The 20,295-nt window shown below is 68.4% G+C and carries 16 protein-coding genes; 2 read left to right on the forward strand and 14 right to left on the reverse strand.

The window, feature by feature from the left end; translation table 11 throughout:
• Positions 1–8: 8 nt before the first annotated feature.
• The 5 genes from LLH23_19695 to LLH23_19715 form a co-directional block, all read right to left on the reverse strand.
• Positions 9–869 carry a ChbG/HpnK family deacetylase gene (locus tag LLH23_19695; GenBank protein ID MCE5240691.1) on the reverse strand — a complete coding sequence of 287 codons (861 nt, stop codon included), beginning with the start codon at positions 867–869 and terminating at the stop codon, positions 9–11.
• Positions 866–1,831, reverse strand: a complete 966-nt coding sequence (locus LLH23_19700) for a glycosyltransferase family 2 protein (protein MCE5240692.1) — start codon at positions 1,829–1,831, stop codon at positions 866–868. The genes LLH23_19695 and LLH23_19700 overlap by 4 nt, the downstream gene beginning before the upstream one ends.
• Positions 1,832–1,842: 11 nt before the next feature.
• Positions 1,843–3,858 carry a hypothetical protein gene (locus LLH23_19705; protein MCE5240693.1) on the reverse strand — a complete coding sequence of 672 codons (2,016 nt, stop codon included), beginning with the start codon at positions 3,856–3,858 and terminating at the stop codon, positions 1,843–1,845.
• On the reverse strand, positions 3,855–4,838 hold the full coding sequence (locus tag LLH23_19710) for a glycosyltransferase family 2 protein (protein ID MCE5240694.1): 984 nt from the start codon (positions 4,836–4,838) through the stop codon (positions 3,855–3,857). Before LLH23_19710 ends, LLH23_19705 begins: the two co-directional genes overlap by 4 nt.
• Positions 4,839–4,903: 65 nt before the next feature.
• Complete coding sequence (locus LLH23_19715) at positions 4,904–6,493, reverse strand: glycosyltransferase family 39 protein (protein MCE5240695.1); 1,590 nt, start codon at positions 6,491–6,493, stop codon at positions 4,904–4,906.
• Between the two features lie 243 nt (positions 6,494–6,736).
• Between LLH23_19715 and LLH23_19720 the strand changes: the two genes are divergently transcribed.
• Entirely contained in the window at positions 6,737–8,623 is a 1,887-nt protein-coding gene (locus LLH23_19720) for a hypothetical protein (GenBank protein ID MCE5240696.1), read from the forward strand.
• Positions 8,624–8,753: 130 nt separating this feature from the next.
• Positions 8,754–9,521: an N-6 DNA methylase gene (locus LLH23_19725; GenBank protein MCE5240697.1), complete on the forward strand. Its 768-nt coding sequence runs from the start codon at positions 8,754–8,756 to the stop codon at positions 9,519–9,521.
• Positions 9,522–9,602: 81 nt separating this feature from the next.
• On the opposite strand, the gene LLH23_19730 is transcribed toward LLH23_19725, so the two are convergent.
• The 9 genes from LLH23_19730 to LLH23_19770 all read right to left on the reverse strand — a co-directional run bounded on the left by LLH23_19730 (position 9,603) and on the right by LLH23_19770 (position 20,144).
• Positions 9,603–10,634 (reverse strand): Ig-like domain-containing protein, encoded by a 1,032-nt coding sequence (locus LLH23_19730; protein ID MCE5240698.1) that lies wholly within the window; start codon positions 10,632–10,634, stop codon positions 9,603–9,605.
• A gap of 40 nt (positions 10,635–10,674) precedes the next feature.
• On the reverse strand, positions 10,675–12,336 hold the full coding sequence (locus LLH23_19735; GenBank protein ID MCE5240699.1) for a FecR domain-containing protein: 1,662 nt from the start codon (positions 12,334–12,336) through the stop codon (positions 10,675–10,677).
• Positions 12,333–14,249 (reverse strand): adenylate/guanylate cyclase domain-containing protein, encoded by a 1,917-nt coding sequence (locus tag LLH23_19740; GenBank protein ID MCE5240700.1) that lies wholly within the window; start codon positions 14,247–14,249, stop codon positions 12,333–12,335. Before LLH23_19740 ends, LLH23_19735 begins: the two co-directional genes overlap by 4 nt.
• A gap of 44 nt (positions 14,250–14,293) precedes the next feature.
• Complete coding sequence (locus tag LLH23_19745; protein ID MCE5240701.1) at positions 14,294–14,968, reverse strand: sugar transferase; 675 nt, start codon at positions 14,966–14,968, stop codon at positions 14,294–14,296.
• 29 nt (positions 14,969–14,997) lie between these two features.
• Positions 14,998–15,636, reverse strand: a complete 639-nt coding sequence (locus tag LLH23_19750; protein ID MCE5240702.1) for an EpsI family protein — start codon at positions 15,634–15,636, stop codon at positions 14,998–15,000.
• Entirely contained in the window at positions 15,609–16,493 is an 885-nt protein-coding gene (locus tag LLH23_19755) for an exosortase/archaeosortase family protein (protein ID MCE5240703.1), read from the reverse strand. The genes LLH23_19750 and LLH23_19755 overlap by 28 nt, the downstream gene beginning before the upstream one ends.
• A 24-nt stretch (positions 16,494–16,517) precedes the next feature.
• Entirely contained in the window at positions 16,518–17,141 is a 624-nt protein-coding gene (locus LLH23_19760; protein ID MCE5240704.1) for a zinc ribbon domain-containing protein, read from the reverse strand.
• A gap of 61 nt (positions 17,142–17,202) precedes the next feature.
• Positions 17,203–18,879 (reverse strand): glycosyltransferase family 39 protein, encoded by a 1,677-nt coding sequence (locus LLH23_19765; protein ID MCE5240705.1) that lies wholly within the window; start codon positions 18,877–18,879, stop codon positions 17,203–17,205.
• Between the two features lie 77 nt (positions 18,880–18,956).
• On the reverse strand, positions 18,957–20,144 hold the full coding sequence (locus LLH23_19770; protein ID MCE5240706.1) for a uroporphyrinogen decarboxylase family protein: 1,188 nt from the start codon (positions 20,142–20,144) through the stop codon (positions 18,957–18,959).
• Positions 20,145–20,295: the final 151 nt, after the last annotated feature.

Raw genomic sequence — 20,295 nt, forward strand, 5'->3', positions numbered from 1 at the left:
TCCACCACTCAGAGGTTATTGGCGGCCATCTCTCGGAAGTTCGTCACGCGCAACCCGCGGCGGGCGATCATCTCCCCCACCTCGGGCGCACTCAGTGCCTGGTGCTCGGCAGCCCACGCATAGCCCCATCGGTGGCGCGTGTAGGCATCGCAGGCCTCCGTGGCGGGGTGACACATGATCTCGTGCCGGCCCGGCTGCAGCCCGCCCAGGAGGCTCAGGAGCAGTTCGCGGCTCAGATGCCCCGCCGCCAGCATGCCCCACACTTCGTCGGTGTGGCCGATGGCTCCTGTGTCGCGCCCGCGGACCCGCCCGATCACATAGGCCATCAGCCGGCGCCGCACCGGCCCGACCCGCACCGACCCTGTCTCCAGGGCCCCTCGCCCCGGCAGCCGGATGAACGGGATGCCGTGCGCGCGGCACAGCTCCAGGCACATCTCAAACAGCGGCGGCCACAGGTGCAGATGCTGATGGCTGTCCAGGTGTGTGGGGCGCAGGCCCGCTGCCACCATCCGCTCCAGTTGCGCCTCAGCCTCGCGCCGCACCTGCTCCAGGGGCAGCCGCCCGGTCAGCAGCCGCGCCATGAACTGCTTGTGGCCCAGCACCAGGCGCCCCTCGCGGTCCAGGAGCGCCGGAATCTGCCCCGGCTCGGCCGCCGGGCGCTCGTGGATCCACGCCAGGTGCAGCCCCACACCCAACTCGGGCAGGCGGTGGGCCAGCGCGATGGCCTCCGCGGCCGCGGGGCCTGTCACCAGCAGACTGGCTGACCGCACGACACCCGCCCGACACAGCGCAGCCACGGAGGCGTTCACTGCCGGCGCCAGGCCGAGATCGTCGGCATTGAGGACGACACTGACGTCGTGCTGGCTCATGCCGGTGGGTCTTCGGGGCCCGGCTCGCGGCGCGCGAAGCCGACGTTCTCGCGGACGATGAATAGCGGCCGGCCCTTCGTCTCCTCGTAGATCTGCGAGATGTACTCGGCGATGATCCCCAGCACGAAGAGCTGGATGCTGGCCGCCAGCATGATCAGCCAGACAGTCGAGGTCCAGCCGGGCACAACGAGATGGGCGACAAACTTGGCGTAGACGGCCCACAGGCCGTAGATCCATGACAGCAGGAAGACGATCAGGCCCGACCAGACCCCGAGGCGCAGGGGCTGGGTGGAGAACGAGATGATCGCCGTCAGGGCGAACTTGAGCATGCGCCCCAGTGAGTACTTGGTCTCGCCGGCAAAGCGTCGGTCCGCCTCAAACTCGACCGCGGTCTGCGAGAAGCCTACCCAGTTCATCAGGCCCCGCAGGAATACAGTGTGCTCCCGCAGCTTCTTCAGCTCTTCCAGGACAGCACGATCCACCAGACGGAAGTCCGCCGCATTCGGTGTGATGGGCACATCCGAGATGCGGTTGATGAAGGCGTAGAAGGCGGCCGTGAGGCCCCGCTTGAGCGGCCCGGCGTCCAGAGTGTTGGTGCGGATGGTGTTGACCACGTGATAGCCCTCGCGCCACTTCTCCAGCAGGCGCGGGATCAACTCTGGCGGGTGCTGCAGGTCGGCGTCCATCATCACGATCGCCTGGCCCGTTGCGGCACACAGGCCCGCCATGAGGGCGCACTGGTGGCCGAAGTTCCGCGACAGGCGCACGCCGCGGACCCGGCCGTTGTCCCGCGCCAGGCGCTCGATCAGGTCCCACGTGTCATCGGCGCTGCCGTCGTCCACGAGCACGATCTCGGAGGTCATGTCCAGGCCGTCCAGCACGGCGCTTACCCGGCGGACGAACTCCGCGGCCGTCTCGGCTTCATTGTACATGGGCGAAACGACCGATAGTCTCACGCTCATGTCAGCGGTCCTCACGGGTGCATGGCGTAGAGTTTCAGCCCGCCCACGGAGAAGACCTCCGTGAACTCCTGCGGGCGAGACCGAATCAGGGCCTCGGCTTTCGGCTGCAAGCCCGGATCGTCGGGGCGCAAGAGCACGAACACCGGGCGATTGAGTTCGCGTAGCATCAGCCGCTGCGGCGACGTCAGCGGTCGCCCCCCGTACAGGGCGCGCACCAGTTCCATACGCGCCGGGCACTCGGCGTAGCCGCCGGTCATCCAGTAGTTGGGGATGGCCGTGAAGAGCTGCCGTCGAGCCAGCAGCGGCACTTCGAGCAGTTGGGTGTTCTGCTGACACTCGGACGGGTCGTCAATGACGACGGCATCCGGCGGCGTGGCCCGGCGGATGAAGTCGTACATGGCGCGACGCGCGGGACTCATGTCCGGCGAAGCCACCACCTCGGTCCCTGCGCGCTCGAAGTGGAACTGCCCCAGGTACCTGCCCGTGCGTGCCCGCGCCGGCATCGTGGTGAGCAGCGTGAGGCACAGCAGGGCGACGACGCCCGCCACCAGCACGGTGCGCAGACGGGGGCTACGCAGCCCCGACAGCCCGGCGCACACCAAGAGGGCCATGAAGGGCGACAGCAGCTGGACGAACTTGTAGTGGTTCTCGTAGGGCAACCGCACCACCAGCGCGCACAGGGCCAGGAGCACCGCACCGATGCAGACCAGATACGCGACCGGCTCGCGCCGCCGCAGCAGGACGACCAGGCCGGGGACCGCAAAGGGCCACGCCCACACCCACGGCCCGGCCAGGTCCCAGAGACGCCCAGGCAGCGGCGCCGCGGAAGTCACCAGGCCCATGGTGCTCTCCTGGAAGGCGCCCCCCAGTTCGCGCATGTGAGCCGCTCCGATGGCCATGCCGCCCACCACGCTTGCCAGCAGCCACAGGCCATTGGGAACGAACGGGGCCGGAGAGCGGAAGGCGGCCCACAGCAGAGCGAAGACCAGGGCCAGGGGGACTACCATCGCCCCGCTAGTCGGGTGCAGCAGCACCCCGCCAGCCACACAGAGCGCCACAATGAGAGCCGGCCACCAGCCGGCTCTCTCCCGGGGGGTCTTCAGGAGCAGCGTGACGGCGGCCACGAAGCAGGTGATGCCCAGCCCGCCCCCGCCCACCTCGCCCCATCCCTCCAGGGGCACGCTGCAGCTCGTCCATCCAAGAGTCAGAGCCAGCACGTTCAGGCGGTCGGTGAACACGTACTCCGCCAGCGAGGCCCGACCGGCCAGCAGCCGCAGGAGCAGCCAGCCGAAGCCGAATCCATTCACTCCGCCCACGGAGGCCAGGGCCGCCAGCCAGGGCCACGGCGGCCCTGTGAAGAGCAGCGCCGCGACCTCGTACACTGCGACCACGAGCGGCCATAGGGCCACCACGTTGAGCAACAGCGCCGCCCCGGCGGTGGTTCTGCCCAGGGCGTGCGCCATCTCGATGATGAACAGGTCATAGCCCCAGTACAGGTAGGCTCGGCGACCGGCGAAGACGGGGTTCTCGGGGGGGACGCGCTCCAACGTCTGCAGCCCGCTGGCGGTGTGCCACAGGCCATGCGCGCCCATCATGAGCCGGCAGTTGCCCCATACCGGGGCCAGAACGATCAGCCCGACCAGGACCGTCGCACCCAGGAGCCAGGCATCCTGCTTGTTCGCCCGGGGGCGGACCCGCCACACCGCCACGGCCCCGAGTAGGGCCAACACGGCGTACTCGGCCAGCACCCAGTGCAGCGCCCCGTCCCAGGCCAGTCCGGCTTCGCGGTGCGCCCACAGCAGCAGGGCCGTCAGCGCGATGCTGCCCATGACGAAGAAGGGGAGGCGCCGCATGGGCAGGGCCGGTTGGGCCAGGCCGCTCAGCACCCACAGAGCCACCGCCGGGGAGATGATGAGCGCCAGGACGTCCACCAGGCTGCCCAGTTCCCTGCCGCCGCCGGGGAGGGTCCAGAGGGCGGGCCCCAGCAGCAGTACACTGAGCAGGATGCGGACGACGGTCAGCTTCATTTGTCTCCTGATGCCTCGCCCTGGCGGACCACCCGCCGGACGCGGTAGATCGGCTTGTTCTGGCTCTCGTAGTACGTGCGCACCTGCACCTCGGCCATCAGCCCCATGGTGATGAACTGCACCCCCACGATCATCAGCAGCACCGCCAGCAGCAGCAGCGGGCGGGTGCCGATGTTGACATTGAGGACCAGCTTCTCCACCGACAGGTACAGCGCCAGCAGGAAGCCCAGAGCGCCGGAGATCACGCCCCAGCGCCCGAATACCTGGATCGGCTTGGTTGAGTAGGCCAGCAGGAACTTGACGGTCATCAGGTCGAGCACGACCCGGAGGATGCGCGAGAGGCCGTACTTGCTCTTGCCGAAGCGGCGCGGGTGGTGGGTCACGACCACCTCGGCCACGCTGCCGCCTGCCCAGTAGGCCAGCGCGGGGATGTAGCGGTGCATCTCGCCGTACAGCCGCACATCGCGCAGCACCTCGCGGCGGTAGGCCTTGAGCGAGCAGCCGTAGTCGTGCAGGTACACCCCGGTCATCCAGGAGATCAACCAGTTGGCGATCTTGGAGGGCAGGATGCGGGTGAGCCACTTGTCCTTGCGGTCGCGCCGCCACCCGCTGACCACGTCGTAGCCCTCTCTCATCTTGTCCAGCAGCTTCGGGATGTCCGCCGGGTCGTTCTGCAGGTCGGCATCCATGGCGATGACGACGTCGCCCGTGGCCTGATCGAACCCGGCGGCCATGGCGGCTGTCTGCCCGAAGTTGCGCCGCAGGTGGATGATGACGAAGCGACTGTCGCGCTCGGCCAGCGCGTCCAGCCGAGCCGCCGTATCGTCGCTGCTGCCGTCGTTGACCAACACCACCTCGCACGGCAAGGGCAGCCCGGCCATCGTCCCCACCAGCGCCTCGTATAGCGGCTGCACGTTGTCCTCTTCGTTGTACACCGGGAGAACCAGCGATACACTCTTGATGCTGCCAGCGGCTTCCATGACGCTTCCCTCAGATCAGGTGCACGCAAGAGAGCGGGCCGCGAACGGCCCGAGCCCCGTGCCGTTCACCGTCTTCCCTTCCATCGGTAGATGCTCATCGGTCCGGCCCACGTGCCGGGCACCTCGGCGACCAGCTCATAGTTGGTGGCGATCAGACCCATGACGAGGCTGTCCAGCCGCTGCCCTCCGCTGTAGCGGCCGCTGTCGCGCATGAAGCTGCGGGCGTCGGCGCTGATGACAGCGTACTGCGCCCCGCCGCTGAGCCACTCGCGGATGATCTCGCCATTGTACATGTGCACCCGGCGCAGGAGGGCGGTGTCGGACGACTCGCGGTAGGAGAATAGCTGGTGCGTCAGGGCCCCCGGGAGCAGCAGTCCCGCCTGCAGGAACTGGTGCGGGTCGTCCAGAGTGAAGATCGCGGACCCCGGAGGAACCGTCCGGGCCAGGGCACGGGCGCCGACGCCGATGCGCTCCAGAGCCGTGGGGCGCTGCAGCGAGAGCTCCAGGCGTGGGCCAGGCCCGGTGAAGACGGCCATCGCCACGGCGAAAGCCCCCACCAGCGCCAGGGCACGCGCGGCGGCCGTCGTCTGCGGGGCCGACAGGGACCGAACCGCCAGCACCAGCATCGCCGCCGCCGGCATCGCCACCAGGAAGAAGATGTACGGGTCGAGCAGGTAGTAGACGTTGCCGCCGCCGATCGCCGCCGCCGCCGGGACGTGGCTGAGCCAGAACAGCAGCGCCGTGCCCAGCATCCAGCCCAGCGGCTGAGGCATCGCTGTCCCGGGGGCATCACTCGTCGCGTCTCGCGCCCGCATGAACGGCGCCCCGACCACCAGCAGCAGAATGATGCCGGCATAGGCCCGCAGGAGCATCGCCACATGCCAAACGATGGCCCGCACGGAGGCCGGTGTCGCTTCGCCGTAGCTCCCCATGCTGGGCACCTGTGGCCCCAGCATGCCAACGGACATGGACCATAGCACGTTCGCGGGGGCCATCAGCACGAAGGGCAGCAGCACCAGCCCGAACACCGCCCAGGAGAACACGACACCCCCGATGCGCACCGGCAGCGCCAGGGGGTACTTCCACAGCGCATACACCCACAGCACCAGCACCAGAGGCAGCATATCCTGCCGGCACAGCAGCACCCCCGCCAGCGCCGCGTTGGCTGCCAGTAGCGCCGCCGGTCGGGGTCGCGGCAGGATCAGCAACGCCAGCGCCAGGACGATGAAGAAGGCGGTCGGGGCGACGGCATAGGCATGGAGGTAGTAGTTGAGAGCGAAGGGGTTGCCGGCCAGGAGCCACACGAGGAGGACGCCCGCCCACGGCCCGGCCAGCCGCCGCACGATTGAGACGCTCAGTGCCAGGCCCGCGAACATGAAGAGGGCTGACTCGAGGCGTCCGACCAGCAGCGATGGCCCGCAGAGAGCCTGTCCGGCCCCATAGAGATAGTAGAGCAGCGGCGGGAGCTTGGCGAAGAAATCGCGGAAGGGTAGCTGACCGTGGGTGACAGTGGCCCAGCCCTCGTACAGGTAGCCGCCCTCGTCGTAGACGCTGGTGCCGTACAGGCAGAAGGCGACCGTCTCGGCCACCAGGACAAGCACGCCCGCAAGGAGCAGGGCTCGGGCCAGGCCGGTTGTCTGCCGAAAGGCTGACATGAGTAGTGCGATTTCCTCTGCGATGCGCCACGAGCCCCCGCGTAGCGAGTGTTGCCTCCCCCCAGCCTGACAATGTGCATTATCGGGACACGGAAGGGATGAGTCAAGCAGGTCCGGTCGGCGCGGGCGGAGTGGGCCGTGCAGGAGGCGCACCTGCCGCCGGCGAATGGTCTGCCGCCAAAGGAGGCGGCACCGATCGCAGACCGCGCTGCATCAGCAATCGCACACCCCCCGCCCACTCCGGTGACGCCGCGCGCGGTCATCCTCGGTCTGCTGCTCATCGTCCCCAACGCCTGGTTCATCCTGTGGGGCTACGTGTGGGGGCCGCAGAGCCGCCCCACCACCGTGTCGTTGTACTTCAACGTCATCATCACACTGCTCATCCTGTGCGGGCTCAATGCGCTGCTGTCCCGCATCTCCAGGCGCCTGACCCTCAGCCAGGGAGAGATGCTGGTCATCTACGCCATGCTGGCCATCGCCAGCGCGGTGTGCGGCCTCGACCAGATCCAGACGATGCTGCCGGTGGTGGCGCACCCCTTCTGGCACTCCACGCCCGAGAACCACTGGGAGCAGCTCTTCTTAGAGAAAGTCCCGACGTTCCTGACCGTCACCGACCAGCGGGCGCTATACGCCTACTACGAGCTGAACGAGCCGCTCTTCGCGACCCCGTACTGGCGGCAGTGGCTGGTGCCGGCCGCGTGGTGGTCGGGCTTCTCGTTCACGCTCATCACCGTCATGCTGGCCCTGTCCAGCCTGTTCCGCAAGCAGTGGACCGAGGAAGCCAAGCTCAGCTTCCCGATCGTGCAGCTCCCCCTGGAGATGACGCGTCCGGAGACGCCGTTGTGGCGCAGCCGACTGATGTGGGTCGGGTTCGCCGTGGCCTTTGTGGTGGACGCCGTCAACGGCCTGCACCAGATCTGGCCAGTGATCCCCAGCCTGACGGGTGAGCTGAGCGCCAAGTACGACCTGGGGCAGATCGTCAAGGCGATGCCCTGGCGGGCCATCGGCTGGACGCCCCTGATGGTCTTCCCCTTCGTGGTGGGGCTGGCATTCTTCATCCCGCTGGACCTGGCCCTCAGCTCCTGGTTCTTCTACATCGGCTGGAAGCTCGTGCGCATCAGCTTCGCGGCGGCGGGATGGCACAGCCTCCCCCGCGCTCCGTGGATTGACGAGCAGTCCTTCGGCGCCTACATGGCCCTGGCGTTCTTCTCGCTCTACTCCAGCCGGCGCCACATTGTGCGGGCTGTCGAGAGCGCCTTCGGCGTCCAGCACGGCGACGATAGCCGCGAGGCCTTCTCGTACCGCTTCACGGTCTGGACCATCATCATCGGCCTGGCGCTGCTCATCGGCTTCTGCCTGCACGCCGGGATGGACCTGTGGTGGGCGGTCGCCTTTCTGGTACTGTACCTGGGCGTCTCCATCGCCGTGGCCCGCATCCGCGCGGAGCTGGGCTCGCCGGTGCATGACCTGCACAAGATCGGGCCGGAGGCGGTGCTGACCACCGTAGCCGGGCCGCGCCGCATCGGCGTGAGCAACCTCGTGATGTTCGCCTTCTACTGGTCCATCAACCGCGCCCACCGCAGCCACCCGATGCCTAACCAGATTGAGGGCATGAAGCTGTCGAGTGTCAGCAACACCTCGCAGACCGGCCTGGCCCTGGCGCTGACGCTGGCCACCGTGTTGGGCCTGGTGCTGGGCTGGGGCATCCTGCTCGATGCGTTCTTCCGCGTGGGCGGGGAACGGTGGGCCGGGAAAGGGCAAGAAGCCTTCTCCCGCCTGCAGTCGTGGCTGGAGAGCCCGGGCACCACGAACTGGTATGCGACCGCGGCGCTGCCGGTGGGCTTCCTGTTCACAGTAGCCCTGGCGGCGATGCGCACGAGCTTCACCTGGTGGCCGCTGCACCCGGCGGGCTTCGCCGTGTCGGGAAGCTGGTCCATGGCCCTGTTCGCGCCCTCCATCCTCGTGAGCTGGGTGCTCAAGTCGCTCGTCCTGCGCTATGGCGGGATGGGCGCCTTCCGTCCGGCCTCGATGTTCTTCATGGGGCTGATCCTCGGTGAGTTCCTGGCCGGGGCGATCTGGGGGACCCTGGGCATCTTCCTGCACATGCGCATGTACAACTTCCTACCGTGACCGCTGGGGTCTGTCCCCGAAGGTCTGCGCAGCAGGGCGCAGGGGGCTGACCCCACAGAGGTGATGACATCGGGGTCAGCCCCCTGCGGGTGGCTCCGCCTCCCTCCGGGGACAGACCCCTACCACACTCATGCTACCATCACGCCCCCTGGGACAGTTCTTCACGCCCCCACAGGTCGTTGACCTGGCCTTCGCCGTGCTCGCCTGGCTGCGGCCGGATGTGCGCGCAGGACGGCTGGTGGACCTGTCGTGCGGCGAGGGGGCGTTCCTGGCCGGGGCGCTGCGGCATGGCTTCCTCGTCGAGCGTGTCTACGGCCTCGACGTAGACCCGAAGTTGCTGCCGGTGTGGCAAGCGCACTTCCCCCCGCCCGCGCGCCCCCACCTCGCCCTGGCGGACGGGCTCCTCGGCACGATGACGGAGGCCTTCGAGGTGGTGGTGGGCAACCCGCCCTTCGGCGGCAGCCCCGACCCCGCTGTGCTGCCACACCTGATGGGGGTCTACCACTGGTGGCGGCTGGGCCGCCGTGGTGGCGGTTCGTTCCCACGGGAGCTATGGTTCCTGGAGCGGTCGCTGCGCCTCCTGCGCCCCGGCGGGCTGCTGGGCCTCGTGCTGCCCGAGGGCTTCCTGGCGAACAAGCGGTGGCGTCCGCAGCGGGAGGACCTGCTGCGGACGGCGCAGGTGGAGGCGGTGATCGGGCTGCCCCGGTCGGTGTTCCGTCACAGCCACGCCGCGGTCAAGACGTGCCTGATCTTCGTCAGGCAGCAGGCGCCAGCGGCGGGGCACGTGGTGCGGCTGGCGGAGTTGGACGACGAGGACTTGCCGTGCCCCGAGGCGCTCCTCGGAGCCTGGGAGGCGGGGGCGGTGCATGCCACAGAGGCGCCGTGGCGGGAGGCGTAGGGCCGCTGCATCGCGGCAGGCAAACACGACGGGGCCGGCATCAATGCCGGCCCCGCTGGCTTGCAGGACGAGCCTGGTGGCTTAGTTGACGATGATGTTGATGTCACCCAGGGCCGTGACCGTGACGCTCAGCGTGCCCACGGCGGAGGTGTACGGCTGCGACGCGGTGATGGTCACCGGGCCGCCCTCCTTGATCCCGTGGATAGTGGCGTTCGGGCTGTCGGTCGCCGCAGGGGCGACGGTCACCGTCGTGTTGTCACCAGAGGTGAAGGTGATGGGCACATCGGTGATCTCCGTAGAGCCACTGTAACACTTGGCCACAATGTCCTGGTACTGCCAGATGTTGATCGTGGTGGATCCGCCCGCGGCAGTGCCGGCCGGGGCCACGTACGGCGACCCGACCGTCGTGATCTCCACCCGGTCAATGTTGGGGTTCACCGCGATGTTGTGGATGGCCGGCGTGGCGATAGCCTTCGCCTCTTCGACCTTGATGCCCGTGTTCCCGCGTGCGACGCCCGTAACCAGCCCCGTCTGGTCCACCTGGGCGAGCGTGTTATCCAAGGACGACCAGGTGAAGTCGGCGTCCAGCACGACGTTCCCGTCCACATCGTAGCCGGTAGCGGTGAGCTGCGTGTTGCCACCTACCAGTACCGACGAGGCGCCCGTGATCTCAATGCGGATGACCGTAGTTGCCATGGTCATGGTCACGCTCACGGCCACGTTGGGCAGCACCTCGACCCCGGCGGTGGCGTCGCAGATCACCGTCCCTGTGCCGTTGAGGCCGTCATAGCCCTTGATGATCAGCGTCGTGGCCCCGATGTGCACTGCCTCGACGGTGACGTTGACGACTTCCTCTGACGGGCTGGTCCGGTTCACGATGATGGGGGCGCACTTGGGCAACCCCGTATTCGTGTCTATGACCTCGATGACCAGGGACATCAGCTTGGCCGGCAGGTACTCGGGCATGACCACCCCATCGGGAAGTGCCGGGAACCTGACGCTGAACCGCAGCGATCCCACGTCGCCGCCGCCGCTGCCACTTCCCCCCCCGCAACCGCACAGCAAGATGATCGCCAGCAGGCCTGCACCCAGAACCATCATGCGCGTGCTCATCTCGTCCTCCTCCGTGCTCTTGCTCGTGGATGAATGATGTCTAGTCGAACCCCTTGATGACGCCCAGGCTCACGACCGTGTCGTCCTCGGGCCTGGCCAGCACCGACAGCACCGTCGTCCAGTTGTGCCCGAACTCGCGGTAGGCCCGCGCGGACAAGAGCGACCCCTGCCCCTCCCGGTGGGCATATTCGAGGAACAGGTCCACATCATAGCGGTCGTACAGCTCGGGGAAGTAGGCGCCCAGAGTCTCGAGGCTCCGGTCCGCCGGATCGGAGCCGAACTCCCCATACACGTCCCATTTGCCGGCAATCACGGGGAAAGAGAAGTCCATCGAGACCCCGGTGCCGATGTCGTTGTAGTGCAAAGCGTTGAAGCCCACCGTGCCCCGGAAGATCGAGCCCTCGACGCGGGTGTAGTAGCCGCGCAGGTGGTCCTGATCCAGCGGCAGGAAGTCATGGACATAGCCCAGGTCAAAGCGCACGGCCCCCAGCTGTGGCTGCCACCGGACGGCGTCGGCCGTGTCGAAGCCGACGAGCGTGCCCAGGTTACTGTTGTTGACCGGCCCCATGATGAAATGCTGGCGCCCGACGGTGACATCGCCGCAGCGGGGGCGCGCCTTGGCGAAGGCCTCGCTGATCTCGGCGCGCCACTCGCAGTCGGTGCGCGTCCAGGCCAGGCCGCCCAGCTCGAAGTAGATGTCGTTCCACACGGCGCTGGGCCGTACTCGCACCCCGGCCAGGCTGCTGTCGGTGCTGCCCAGGGCGAAGAGGTCGGCCCGAGTGGTGCGACCGTAGAAGCGCTTGCCGAAGGCCTTGGCCGGTTCGGTCTGCAGCATCGTCAGGGGCGCCACATCGAGCGCCACATCCGGCGCGGGCAGCGGGAGTGCGGCCAGGCGTTGTCCCGAGGACCTGCGCTGCCCGTCCGCCACGGAAGCCGTCCCCACCCGGGTGCTCTGCAGATCAATGACCACGGTGCCGTTGTGCAGCGGGTACCATCCATCCGCGCCCATGGCGGGCGAGTGGCTCGCTTGGAACTCGGCGCGCTGCGCCAACCCGGTAGGCGAGGCCGGGGTGGACTGCAGGTTGGTGTGGGGGGCCAGACCCTCCCACCACTGGTCGGCCGTCCCGCTGAAGAACTCCTCGCCGGGCACGTGGCGCACCTCGCCGGGGGTGCCGTCCCGCCCGATGCGGGCCTGCGTGCCCCGCCCCACTTCACGCGTCTGCCCACCGCCGCTCAACTCGGCCAGTCCATCAAAGATGGTGAGGACGTTCGTCGCCCGCTCGCGCGCCGCGCCCATGTCTCCGGCGTCGAACTCCAGCACTGTGCCCTTGATGGAGGCCACGCCCGTGCCGCCCTGGATGCGGGCCGTCGTGCCCTTCACGATCCGCGCGTACAGCTTGCCATAGCCCATGGAGAGGTCTTTGCCGGCGATCTTGACGAGGGTCAGGTCGCTCAGCGGGGAGAGGCGAATGAGGCTGCCGTCGGAGAACTTGATCTCACACTTGCCCCGCTTGCCGGTACGCACCTGCGCCCCGGCGCCCAGCATCCGGCCGACCTTCGCCGGCGCCCAGGTCGCGCCGGCCGAGGCCCGGCACTTCACGTCGAGCAGGACCGCCGTGATCTTGGCTGTCTGCGCCGACACCGCGGCCGGGAGCAGGGCCAGCACCAGCAGCAGGCAGCAGGCGATCTTGGGTCGGTTCATGGCTGGCTCGTCTCCCCTACCGGCTGTGTCGGCGGATGCAAGTCGGGCAGATCCACCGTGTACAGCTCGAGTGTCTCGGCGCGGCCACGTACGCTCTGGGTGCCCAGATGCTTGAGGGGCAGGTCGGTCGTCCCCAGCGCCGCCACCGTCTGCCCACTCATCAGGATTCCGGTCCGGAAGTCCTTGTTGAGCCCCTCGATGCGCGAGGCGGTGCTGACGGTATCGCCGATCACCGTGTATTCCAGCATTTGCTCGGAGCCGATGTCCCCGGCCACGAGCGCCCCACTGTGGATGCCGATGCCCATGAGCAGAGGCGCCTGGCCCGCCGCCACGGCAGCAGCGTTTTCGGCCGCCATGCGCCGCTGCATGGCCACCGCGGCCCGCACCGCCCGGGCCGCATGGTCGTCCTGGGCCACCGGGTCCCCAAACACGGCCATGATGCCGTCACCGATGAACTTGTGTATGGTTCCCCCAAACTCGCGGATGACCTCCACCATCGCCGTGAGATACTTGTTGAGGCGCTCGACCACGACCTCGGGGTCGCTGGTGGAGCACAGGGTCGTGAAGCCGCGCAGGTCGCTGAACATCACTGTCGCGTCCAGCCGCCGCCCCTGCACTTTCCTGACCGGATTGCTCAGGATGACGTGGAGTACTTCGGCCGACACTCGTTGCTGCCAGGCCCGGCGCAGCCGTAGCCGTGCCCGCTCCTCAGTCAGGTACATGTAGACCGTGCCTGCCACGTAGGCCAGGAGACCGCTCAGGAGCGGCGGCACCAGCGGCAGCCACAGCCGCATCTGCCACATCAGCAGGAACGTCGCCAGGACCGTCACAGCCAGCAGCACGAGGGTCAGCAGCCCGGCCCGCAGGGGGCGCAGGTACACCGTGGCCGCCGCCACGAGTAGTGCCAGCAGTCCCGTCACCAGCCACAGGACCGGCAGCGGCGTCGGGCGGATGGCGCTGCCCTCCAGCAGCGTCACCAGGGCATTGGCTTGAACCTCCACCCCCGGCATCTGCACCAGCCGTGCTTCCTCCGGGTGTCCCGGGTCCTGACGGGCCATGGGCGTCGGGTAGACATCCTGCAGGATCTCCGCCGTGCCGCCCACCAGGACGATCTTGTCGCGGAAGGTCCCCGGCGGGGTGATCCCCTCGAGCACCTGGTAGTAGGGCACGTACTTGATGGTGCCGGCCGGCCCGGTGTAGTTGATGAGGATGGTGTCCCCGCCGATATACGGATGACCGCTGGCCCCGGCCCGGAGGCCCGCCGCGGCAATCGCGGCCGGATCGCGCCCGAGGTAGTGCGCCGCCAGCATCACCGGCAGCGTGTAGTAGGGCTCTTCCTGGTGCTGCCGGGTCAGCCAGGCCCGGCGCACGGTGGCGTCCGGGTCGCGCGGGATGTTCGTCAGCCCCACGTCCAGCATCGTCTCGGCGAAGCAGTCGACGGGGAAGCTGACGCTGCTGACACCGGTGGCCATCTCCTCGCCGCGAGTGGCAGTGTCCTGGTTGAGTTGGCCAGCCAGGATCACACGCCCGCAGCGCGCCATGGCCTGCGCCAGCGCCTCGTCGGCGGCCGGGTCGTCCGAGGGGCTGTCGAAGAGGATGTCCATGCCAATGACTCGCGCACCGTCCGCGGCCAGCCGGTCGAGCAGACGGGCGTGCACCGAGCGCGGCCAGGGCCACTCGCTCAGGCGGTTGCGGGCCTGCTTGAGCGACTCGTTGTCAATGGCGACGATGACGACTTGCTCGTTGAAGCGGGAGGGACGGCTGGCGAGACGGGAGTCGTAGGCGCCCAACTCCAGGCGCCACAGCAGAGACCCCAGGGGGGCGGGGGGGCGATGCAGAACCACAGCCGCTGCCGCGGCGGCGACAGTGCAGAGCACGACAGCCAGTGCGGACCGGATGCGCCGTTGGTTCATTGGGAGACCCCGGGGGAGCGGCCGGCTTCCACCGACGGCCGACGTCAGTAAGCGCCGCGACCGCTCAGTACGGCTGGAATGGTCAGCAACAGGATCTTGAGGTCAAGCCACAGGCTGCGCCGTCGCACGTACTCGATGTCCAGCTCGACCCACCGCTCAAAGGGAATGTCGCTGCGGCCGCTGATCTGCCAGATGCACGTCAGGCCGGGACGGATGGCGAGGCGCTCGCGCTGCCACGGCTCGTAGTTCTCGACCTCCTCCGGCAGCGGCGGGCGTGGCCCCACCAGGCTCATCTGCCCCATCAGCACATGGAACAACTGCGGGGTCTCGTCCAGACTGGTCCTGCGGATCCAGCGTCCAACGCGTGTGATGCGGGGGTCCCGGCGGATCTTGAACACAGGGCCACTGGCCTCGTTGACTGCCTCCAGATCGGCGCGGATGCTCTCCGCGTTGGCCACCATGGACCGGAACTTCAGGAACCGGAAGGGGAGGCCGTTCTCCCCCAGGCGGGTCTGGCCGTAGAGGACCGGCCCCCGTGACTCCAGCTTGATGGCCAGGGCCACCAGAGCCATGGGGAGGCCCAGGAACAGGAGCGCGAAGCCGGCGCCAATGACGTCAATGACGCGCTTGGTGACCATGTAGGCGCGGGAGACGCCCGTCCGCGGAGGTGCGATGGTGGCGGCCTCGGTGGGGAGCCGCACGGGCTGGACCTGGGTCATGGGGAAAGCGTGGACGCGCGCGACCCGCCTCACTGGTACCAGAAGCGGACCGCCGGCACGTAGACGCTGGCTAACACCTCCTCCAGAAGCTCCCGCGCTGCCTCAATCGCCCCAGGCCGGGGGTAGGTGCTCAGGGACAGCATCAGGCCGCCGGTTCCCCGCGGGGCCTGCGACACTGCCCAGCCCTGCTGCATCCAGTCGCCGGTCGTTCCCCCCCTGTGCGCGAACACGTACAGTACCAGGATCTCCTGGCTGCCGCGCCGACCGTGTAGCATCTGCCCGTGCAGCGGCCCCGCATGGGGACAGCCCGGCGGCGCCGCCACACTGACTAGTTTCTTCTCCGACACCTGCCAGCCCTGCTGCGGCAGGCACGACAGCGGGGAATGCACTGCCCGCCAGTCGGTGCCGTAGACCAGACTCAGGTGAACGTTCCGGTTCGACGACTTGTACTCCAGCTCGTCCATCACGTCGGCGCCCAGATACTGGAAGATGCGCTGATCCACCGGGACGCGCTCCGCCGCCATGTCCCCAATCCGGGTCGGGATGTCGCGGAAGTCCACGCGATAGCGCACCTGCGGGGCGCGCCGCGCCCACAGCAGATTGGCATAGGCGGCGCCCCCCAGCAACAGCACCGCGGCGACTAGATATCGTCGCGCATCCGCGTGCATCCGATGAGACTCCCAAAGGCGAATAGTGTGAGCAGCGCGATCAGGAACACGAGCATGCCTGACAGCGTGTGGAAGAACCCTTCGGCCGCTTTGGGGCCGAAGGACTGCGCCAGCACCAGGGTCAGCCAGATGCGGATGGCGTTGGCGACCAGGGCTGCCGGCAGCGACATGGCGAAGATCAGCAGGCGCTTGAGCATGGGCGCCACCACGACGTATGCATACAGGGCGCCCAGAGCGGTCATGGCGATGGCTGACTTGAGGCCGCTGCAGGCGATCGCCACCTCAAAGCGGTAGCCGGGGATCTGCAGCGAGGTGCCTGAGCGGACGACCGGTATGCCCAGGAAGCCGGCCGTGCCGCCAGCGATCCTGGCCCCCCATAGCTGCATCGGCTGAGCGAACTTGTCCACCAGCAGCCGCCCCATCGGCACCATGAACAGCAGGAACACGAGGGGGAAGATGATGACGCGCGCCGCCGGCCAGCCCCACAGCCAGATCACCAGTCCGATGATGACCGTCACGAGGGCGAAGCCCTGCGGGAAGTTGACGTCCTTGGCGATGGCGACCAGATGCAGGGCCAGGCCGAGAGCGATCAGCGGTAGGCCGAGGGCGAAGTCCCGCCGCGGCGCGGCGGCGAGTTCGTCGCGTCGCCGGTAGATCAGGTACGCGGTGATCAGCGGAATGAGGAAGCCGTGCCCGTAGTACTCGTTGTGCCAGCCCTTCTGCCAGAGCCAGACGAAGTGCTGGTGCCAGCCGGCCACGAGCAGCAGTGCCAGGAGCGCCAACACCAGGGGGGAGGGGGAGGCAGAGGTTCGGGGCAGCGCCGGTGTCTGTGCAGCGTCCTGTGCCTCAGCGGCCATGGAGCGTCCCACGCATCTCGTTCGTTAGCGGTGGCTGCGGCGGCGGCGCACCCGGCCGTGCCGCAGGTGCCGCGAGGCACGGGCCAGGCGGGGCGGAACCAGGTAGACAAGGGCCCCGATGGCGGCCCCGGCCAGGGCGATGAGCAGTGTGTACCCCAGCCCGCCCACCAGGCTATTGACCAGCTTGATGGCAGACGTCGCCAGAGTGTACCAGGCGTAGTACAGCCGTTCGCCGATCGCGCGCGGCACTACACCCTCGGGTGTCGCCCGCTGAGCCAGCGCGGTCACGATCAGATTGAGCAGCCCGCTGGCAAGCACGGCGACAAGCGCGCCCAGCAGGGCGTTGCGCACCATGGCGCGGGGCTTGACCCTGTCGCTGCGGCTGCGCCGACGGACGCGGACCGCCTTGATCCAGTCCGTACCGCAGGCCGGGCAGCGGGACAGGTTCGACGGGAAGGCCTGGCCGCAGAAGCACAGGCGGTACTGCTTCTGGCCGCAGTGTGGGCACACCTGGGCGTCCAGCGCCAGCGTGCCGCCGCAGCGGTGGCACGCTTTTGCTTGCCCCCCGGCGGCGTCAGGTGGCCCCGTGTCGCCCGGCTGCGTCACCTCGACATCTTGCTCCGGCGCAGCCGGCTGGCCGTCCGACACCGTGCACACCTGCCCTGAGTATCAACGTGACGGCAGCGGGATGCTGACCGACCCGAGCGCCTCACTGGGGCGCCGGCAGCGTCCCCGTGGAGGCAACATCAGGCACACGCTCGAACAGCACCCAGTTGCCGTTGGCGAACGTCTGGCGGACACGCCAACTCGACACCGTGGGCGTCCGCGTGACGGCCATGCGCCATAACTGCGCCCAGCCCTGGGCCTGCTCCGGCCGCGCCACATCCACGATCTGCGGTGTGAGTACCAGCCAGCGGACCTGCCCCACCACTTGCTCGATGCGGCGCAGGTCCACGTCGTTGCGCGGCAGCCAGATCGCCGGGCGGTCTGCATACCACGCGATGGCCCACGGCATGTCACTGAGCACCACAGCGGGGGCGTTCTCCCGCCCGCCGAGCTGCGGGATCATGGCGTTCAGTTCCTGGCTGGCCCGGCGCACCGCGGTGGGCACCGGCGACGCAACCGGCCGGCCGGGAGCCAACTGCAGGAACAGCGGCACCAGGTGCAGCACCATCAGCACCACCACCGCGAACACGGTCCAGCGCACGCGCAGACGCTCCGTCAGCGGCTTCATCCGCAGGTCGAGCAGTTGGTAGAAGAAGGCGACGGCAATGACCGTGCACACCGGCGCCATCGGCATGAGCAGGCGCGTGTCGTGGCCCATGATGCACAGGGCGAAGAACAGCAGTAGCGCCAGGATGTATAGCCCTGGCCGCAGCCGGTCCATCCCGGCATGGCCCAGGGGCACGATCACCCCGACAAGGAAGAACGGCATGATGGCCAGGCCGGTGAAGGAGAACCACAGCGGGTACGCCTCTACGGCAGCGTCGCGACACCGCTCGTAGATCTCGCGGGGCGCCGAGAACATGAAGGAGACCACGCCCGGCGGGTTCTGCTCGTACGACCGGTAGATCATGTTGCCGCTGAAGGTGCGGGTGTTGACCATGGCCTCGTAGGCGCTGGCATTGCTCAGCGGGTTCCCCGTCACCCGGTAGGTGCGGTAGAACCACGGGAGCAAGACCACCACGAAGGCCGCCGTGAACAGTATGATGTTCGGCATTCGCTGCCTGGCCGAGGCGTTCAGGACGAGGACCAGGAGTACTGGCGCGAAGGCCATCAGCCAGGTGAAGTGGGTGAGATACAACAGGCCGGTGAGTACCCCGGCGACGGCGGCCAGGGGCATGCGCATCGGGGCGCGGCTCTGGTGGAGGATCAGCACTACGCACAGCAGCGTGAACAGCAGCCCCAGCAGCGCGCCCTCGGTGCCCGAGACGCCCACGGTCAACGCCACGACGTTCGTGCCCAGGACGATGGCGCTGAGCATCCCGACCTTGCGCGAGAAGGCCGTCTGGCCCAGCCAGAACACCAGGGGAATCGTCAGCAGGAACGGTATGCCCGAACTCCACGAGATGCTCTGGTTCGACGGCCCGAACAGGCGGAATAGCAGCGACATGAACAGGGGCTGTAGCGGGGCGTGGACGAGGTCGGGGTGGCTCTGGATACTCGGTGCGAGAGCCAGCGTCAGGGGCCGGATCAGGTCCGTGGTGAAGCCCTGGCCGGTGGCAATGTTGCGTGCCACCTGGGCCAGGTCCATGGCCCGCAGGTCACTGAGCTCGGCCATCCGGGCCGACTGGTAGACGACGAAGACGAACAGAACGCCGACTGCGAGTACCGCGCCCGCCAGCCACACCCGCAGCATCTTGGGCACAGGGGCGTTCTCTACCATACGGACCTCCAGGGGAGCGATGCTGGCGGCAACCACTTGAGTCTATCACAAGACCCGGCTCCCGAACAAGCGTCACCTCAGGCCCCGGCCGCCTTCATGCCCCAGGCCGCGCTGCCCGCCTGAGCGCCCCGCGCGCCCAGGTACCCGCACCAGCCCTCCCACAGCCTGCGCCGTCCGTCCTCCGACGCCCGCTGCCGCAGCTCCTCGCGGCTGCAACCCTCGCCCAGGAGCTGCTTGGCCTCCTTGCCGGCGCGCATGAAGGCCTGCACCTTGGGCACCGAGGCGTCGTCGCAAATCGTCTCGGCGAGCGTCAGGCTGACGCCGTTGGCGCCGTCGGCCGCGGACAGGAAGACGAAGTCCTCTACCTCCTGCGCGGGCATCTGGCGCAGGTGGAAGCAGCCCAGGCGCCAGGTGAACGGCACGCGACAGCCCTCGCAGAATATCTTCGGCGTGAGCCGGGGCGAAATGGAGGGGTCAAAGTGGCTCAGCCCGATCTCTTCGAGGAACGGGAGCTGGGCAGGGCGTAGGTCCTCGACGTGCGCCGAGCGCGTGCCGCTGGTCAAGCCGCTGTAGAGCTGCTCCCAGTAGGGCAGCACGAACTCGGGGAAGCGCGCGGGCGGGATGAAGCTGGCGATGTCGTCACACATGCCGCTGCCGGCAGGATTCGGGAAGGGCTGCCCGTTCACCCCGGCGCAGACGCGGTCGAAATCCAGGATGCTGTCCACCACCAGGCGCATGAACTCCCTCGCCAGCGGCGGATCGTCATAGATGTCCGTGAAGAAGCCGTCCCCGCGCAGCTCGTAGGCCGTCGTCAGGGGGCCCTCGCCGCCGAAAGACCACCGCACCGGCTCATCCGGGAAGCGCTGCTGCAGCTCGTCCCGGAAGCGCAGGAAGTACGGCGCCATGCCCTGCGAAAGCCAGTCCACGGGCTGCTGCAGCGCCGCCACGCCCTCGGCTAGCGAGCCATAGACATGCGTGTGCGCCACCTCCCCGCCCTCGGGGAAGAGCAACTCCGAGCCGAGGCAGTTGACATGCCCGTAGCTGATGGCGGGCGTCAGGAGCGGGTACTGCCCCACCTCGTCTCCGAAGACCTCACGCTGGCGGATACGTCCGAGGCGGTAGGTCTCCGCACAGGCCGAGACCTCCAGGTTGAACTCGCGGATGGGGATGCCGGCCAGGGCGCGCAGGGCCCCCTGCGAGCTGCCAACATACCAGCCGAACCCCGCGCGCTCGCGGGCGGTCGCGTAGTCAGGGCGTGTGGTCATGGGCTTCACCCGGTGGAGGAATGGGATGGCGTGGGGCAGTTCGGCGGCAGCGGAGGCTGCACCTGCCGTGGGCGCGCTCGTCGTGCCCCGGCCAGTGCCGCCCCGTCGGGGCAGTGGCGCCCCCTCCAACCAGTAGCGCGGGCGGCCTCGC

The organism is bacterium, from assembly GCA_021372615.1.
Lineage (GTDB): Bacteria > Armatimonadota > Zipacnadia > Zipacnadales > UBA11051 > JAJFUB01.